General features: G+C 59.5%; 5 protein-coding genes. All 5 read right to left on the minus strand.

What is annotated here, in order from left to right; genetic code table 11:
- Window positions 1-146: IS630 transposase-related protein (locus Q0239_RS08750; RefSeq protein WP_298601331.1), on the minus strand; the 146-nt coding region annotated here is incomplete at its 3' end.
- 81 nt (window positions 147-227) lie between these two features.
- On the minus strand, window positions 228-542 hold the full coding sequence (locus Q0239_RS08755; protein ID WP_367276085.1) for a KTSC domain-containing protein: 315 nt from the start codon (window positions 540-542) through the stop codon (window positions 228-230).
- A complete protein-coding gene (locus tag Q0239_RS08760) occupies window positions 479-2146 on the minus strand; it encodes an ATP-binding protein (protein WP_298601322.1) in 1668 nt (555 codons plus the stop codon). Before Q0239_RS08760 ends, Q0239_RS08755 begins: the two co-directional genes overlap by 64 nt.
- Before the next feature lie 336 nt (window positions 2147-2482).
- Window positions 2483-3289: an SIR2 family protein gene (locus Q0239_RS08765; RefSeq protein ID WP_298601325.1), complete on the minus strand. Its 807-nt coding sequence runs from the start codon at window positions 3287-3289 to the stop codon at window positions 2483-2485.
- Window positions 3290-3692: 403 nt separating this feature from the next.
- A complete protein-coding gene (locus tag Q0239_RS08770) occupies window positions 3693-4628 on the minus strand; it encodes a DUF2493 domain-containing protein (protein ID WP_298601328.1) in 936 nt (311 codons plus the stop codon).
- Between the last annotated feature and the right edge of the window lie 299 nt (window positions 4629-4927).

The raw sequence follows: 4927 nt of genomic DNA on the forward strand, positions 1-4927 counted from the left end.
CTGCCCAAGGTCCGATACCGTTGCGACCAGCGCACCACAGTCGCCGCGCTGATGCTCAATGCCAGCGCCACCGACCGAACGCTCTCACCGGCCATAACGCGCGCAATCGCCCGGTCACGCAAATCCATCGAATAGGGTCTGGTCATCGCCGCTGGCCTCCAAAACCCAGCCCGCAGCTTGAATCACAAAATCAGACCAAGGGGAATCCCTCCCGATTCAATCAAACGTCATCCCACTCTAGAGGATTCCCCTACATTTCGAGGCGGTGTGCTAGAGTTTAGCCTCGGGGTAATGACCTTAATCTCCGCGTTGAAAAAGCGACCTAGCGAGTCCGCCGTCATGAGACGCTCGTTCATGAAGGCAGGCACGTTGAAATACTGGTAAACGCCACCGTGTTTGAATTGGATCTCGAGCGTCTCCAGCTCGGGGTCATATCCGACCTCCGCCAAATTGCCCGACGTTACAGCCTGTCGTTCCATCAATTTCCTCCCTCGGTCTCGTCCGTCTGTGGCGGCTTCCACTTTGGATCCTGCGCACGCCATGCTGCGACAAGCTGATTGTAATCTTCAGTGCCCCGGGCTCGCTTCCAGCTGTCTGCGACAAGCGGATCTTCGCTGTCTGGGCGACGGTCTTTTGGTGGTAGGGTAATGCGGCAGCGCACTGGCAGTCGGGCAGCTTCGCCGGTTATAATAGCTTCTCCTGTCCGTAAAACCGATAGACTGTCGGCAATACCGCTCAAATTATCAGGCAAAGCCGCTTGCACCTTGCTGCGGTCAGTGGAGTTGGTGAGGCGCAACGCGATGAATGTGCCACACTGGGAGAGAATGGTGTCGTCAATTTCCGAAGGACGCTGGCTGACAATCATCGCACCGATGCCGAACTTCCGCCCCTCTTTAGCGATTCGCTGGACCATCTCGCGCGCAGGGTTGTCGGATTCCCGGCCTAGATACCGGTGCGCCTCTTCCATAACGACGAGTTGTGGTCGCTTTCGACCACCCTCCTCGCGCTCGCGACCCCAGAAGAGTGCCTCATAGATAATCGACAGAATCGCACCAATCAGATCTAGGAGAACGGCGCTGGGGATGCCCGACAGATCGAGCACGGTTATCGCCTTCTCGTGGCCGATCCAGCTTTCGAGAAGGGCTGGAATGTCATTTGCCGCATGACCGGTCAGATCAGGCTCCCAGTCGCCGGGCTTGAGCAAGAACTCGAACTGACGATCGAGCATACGTGACCGCATGCGATCAAGTTGCTTGCGGATGCCTAGCACACCAATGTTGTTCTGATAGGGTGCCGTATTCGTCGTCGTATGCGGCTGGTAGGTCGGCAGGCGAAGCGTAGTCGCGTCCCCGGGGAGCACGATAGCCGGCTGTGTCTTGGCCTGATCGAGCCAGGTTTTGACCTCTGGATCAATCATCTCGAGCCACAGGTTGCGCAAGCTGTACGGGATCGGGCTGTCGACGGTCATCGAATTCAGGTCGACGCCCGGCAAATTGTCTGCCTGTGCTATCGCGCTTTTTGCCGCGAAGATTTTGTCGAGGATTGCGGTAGTCGCACGATCGTCCATTTTCCCGCACAAGAAGTTGAGGATTTCGGTGGGCCGCAGCGCCCAGTACGGAACCACTAGCTGCTTCTCACCGTCTCCGGGCGTGATCCGGAAAATCTCAGCGTTGTCGCCGAGCGCACGGCCATATTCACCGTGGATATCGAGCAGAAGGATGCGCGCGCTCGGAAAGCCTGCTCCGCCCGGCGCCGAGATCGATCGCAGCAAGCTGGCGACGGTCGTGGATTTGCCCGACCCGGTTGAACCAAGCACTGCGCTGTGACGCGTGACCAGCTTGTCAAGATCCAGGCGGACGGGGATACTCTCGGCGTTGGCAAGTCGCCCAACCACGACCTGTCCGGCAAACTCCGCGCCGTAGATCTTGGCCAAATCCTCCTCAGTGACAAGGTGCACCTCATCGTTCACGTTTGGATATTGGCTAATGCCTCGTTCGAACGATGCCTCCACAATCTCGCCCACGAGTTGAACGGTCATCCATCGTTCGCCGCGATCGAGTGCATCGGTGAGCGTTGCTGGTGTCGCGCTTGCGCCGACCTCGGATATGATCGCATAGAGGTCGTGATACCCTTGAGGTGTGCGCACGAAGCTACCAACCTGACCGACGAGGCCACGCCCTCGAACTGGCGCACGCTGATGGTCGCACCCGCTACAGATCCGACATGACCGAGAAGGGTCGGAGCGTTCATCAGGCCACCGAAGCAGCGGCGACTGTTGGCGGTGGTATTACCGCCGTTGTCGCCGTCGACGCGGGTGGAGTGGGAAATGCTTGAACCGAACGCGATGCCGCGAAAAAGCGCGCAAAGGGTTCGATTGCTCCGAGCGTGAAGTTTCCATCCTTGTCGAGATAGGTCGACCTTATAGGCCCCCAATCCTTGTTTGGTAGTTCAGCTGGCGCCTTCCATGCGCCACGAATGCCGTTTACTTTCGCTTGTCGCGCGCATAGATGCTGAAGTTTGGCAGGCGGCGCGCAAGATCGCACGCCGGCCCCTCTTCCTCGAGAATCTGGTACTGGAACGCGAAGACGCTGGAGGATGGATTCGCTGCCAGCGCTTCATCCAGCCGGGCTGCGATATGGGCGTCGGCAAAGGAGAAACCGATAGAGACCAGCAGCGTATCGGGGGTGAGCAAGAAAGCACGAAGACGATCGAGCAACGCGGCGTAGGGAGCTTTCTGCGTCTGATCGTACTTCAGATGTTCGGGGAACACGAGGTGACTCGCCGAGCTTTGGCCAGTTCGGATCACTTCTCCCTTAGAACTTGCACGCCAGCCGAGCGAGCCATGGAGCTTCCAGAGCCGCGTCCATCGCGCGGGGAGGTCGCCGCGAGACACTGACACGGGGTCGAAGAACGGTTCGCGACCGCCCGTGAAACCATCGAAATACGGCGCCCGCACGAACTCAAACGCTTCTTCGAACAATAGGTCGTAGTTCGTGGTGAAAATCTCGATTGGATAGTCACGCATCGTGCCCGTGATCCAGTTCACAAGATTGGCATAAGCCGATCCAGTCTCCGGCAATCGGACGTCCACGATCTTACCGATCTCGGTGCAGATCGCTTCGCCCAAAGCGGCAAAACCGGGCCCATCGAGGTCGTGGACTTTTGCCGACCCGATCACTTTGCTGAGTGAGCGAATTCGAGAAAGAATTGTCTCAATGTCATGCTGCTCGAGTTCGCCTTTCAGGCCGTCGAACTGCTGTGGATAGGTGGGTGAAGGGGTGGTGCGCACCTAATCGGTGGGGCCGGAAACCGCCGGGATAAGCGGGTAAGTACCGTCGGGCTTGGCCATGCCAGCAGAAGCTCCAGCGCCAACTAACAGCCCGATCCTCTTGCGGCCCTGTGCGATAATCGTCCGTAGAGCCGCCATGTATTGATCAGGATTGTGAACACTGACAGTCAATTTGCAGTCCCCCGACGTTAGCTCCTGCATCCTGACTAGAGCTATCAACGTTATATTCCACGCTCGATCCCGTCCGTCTATCATGATCGCCTGAGGAGACTATCATTTCCATCGGAACGGCACTTGCTGGAACAATTGGCCGCTCGCGCCCTTGGTGGCTAACGTCGTATGCCGGGCTGCAGCCAACACTGCTTATCCTAGCATATAATTGGACTGGACGAAGCCAACGGTCTCAACGCTTCTCGCGGAAGTCCCAGAGCGGAATGCCCATCTTGCGCGCCTTGTCAGCCAAGTTGTCCTGAATCCCGGTGCCGGGAAAGACGCCCAGGCCCACCGGCAATGCTTCAAGCATGCGGTCATTGCGCTTAAAAGGCGCGGCCTTCTTGTGTCGGTTCCAGTCGGGACGGAAGGCGACCTGCGGTACTCGGCGCGTATCGGCCCAGCAGGCGGCGGCGCGTTCGGCACCGGTTGGTGTGGCGCCGTGGAGCAAGACCATGTCGGCATGACGCGCATGAACCCGGTCGAGGACGTCCCAGATGGCCGAGTGATCGTTGCAATCGGGGCCACCGGTGAAAGCGATACGGGTGCCTTCGGGCAGCAGAACGCGGGCATTCTCTCTTGCGCGTTTGTCGAGGAAGTCGCGGCTGTCGATGATGGCTGAGGTCATGGTCTTGCGGTTGACGCGGGATCCGGTGCGGGGTGTCCAAGCCTTGCGGGCGTGGATGCGGAATTGATCGGCGGCGGCTTCGCGGAAGAATTCCATCGTGTCGCGGCGTTCGATGAGTGAGATTCCCTCGGCGATCTGGCGCTCAAGTTCGACCGAGCGCACTTCGCTGCCATCCTGTTCGCGCTGAAGGCGTTTTTGCGCCTGTTCATTGTCGTCGAGATCGCGTTCGACCCGCTCGCCGGCGCGGTGGAAGATGTTGACGACGTTCCAGAGCAGGTCTTCGAGATCGGGTTCAATGCTGGTGTCGGTCAGCGTGGACACAAGGGCATCGAAGATGTCGGCGACGGCGCCTTCGATGATGCGATCTTCCGGGGCAGGGCGCGTATCAGTCTCGTCTTCAGAGGGGCGATAGCCGTAGAGCTGCATTTCCTGAAGGAGATAGGCGGTTGAGCCGAGTTCGGGGGGAGTGTCTTCAAGGGGAAGATCTGGGGCGCTTGCCATGATGGTCTCCGTGTCCTGAGCCGCGCCTCTCGCGGCCTTCGTGGCGACGACCAGCGGCGGCGGGCACGGGTCTGCACCGCGCGGAAACGCGCGGCCGGAGCGCCAGCGAAGGATGGCGAAGCAAGACTATTTTGTTTCGCGATGCAAAGGGGCGCAGCCCCGGCGGAAAATAGCCGCAGCGTAGCCATTGCGGTGCCCGTGTCCGCTGCCGCAGACGCCCCCTCCCGAAGGCCGAGGGCGTGGCGACCTTCAAGGACCGGGAGAGGTGGCCATGCGCCCCACTGCCCCGGAAAATCCCC

Origin of the sequence: uncultured Sphingorhabdus sp. (assembly GCF_937872355.1) — a bacterium.
GTDB lineage: Bacteria > Pseudomonadota > Alphaproteobacteria > Sphingomonadales > Sphingomonadaceae > Sphingorhabdus_B.

What these genes read in the sequence shown, in the direction of transcription:
- Q0239_RS08755 (WP_367276085.1), bottom strand. Translation starts at nt 542, where the DNA reads ATGGCGTGCGCAGGATCCAAAGTGGAAGCCGCCACAGACGGACGAGAC.
- Q0239_RS08770 (WP_298601328.1), bottom strand. Translation starts at nt 4,628, where the DNA reads ATGGCAAGCGCCCCAGATCTTCCCCTTGAAGACACTCCCCCCGAACTC.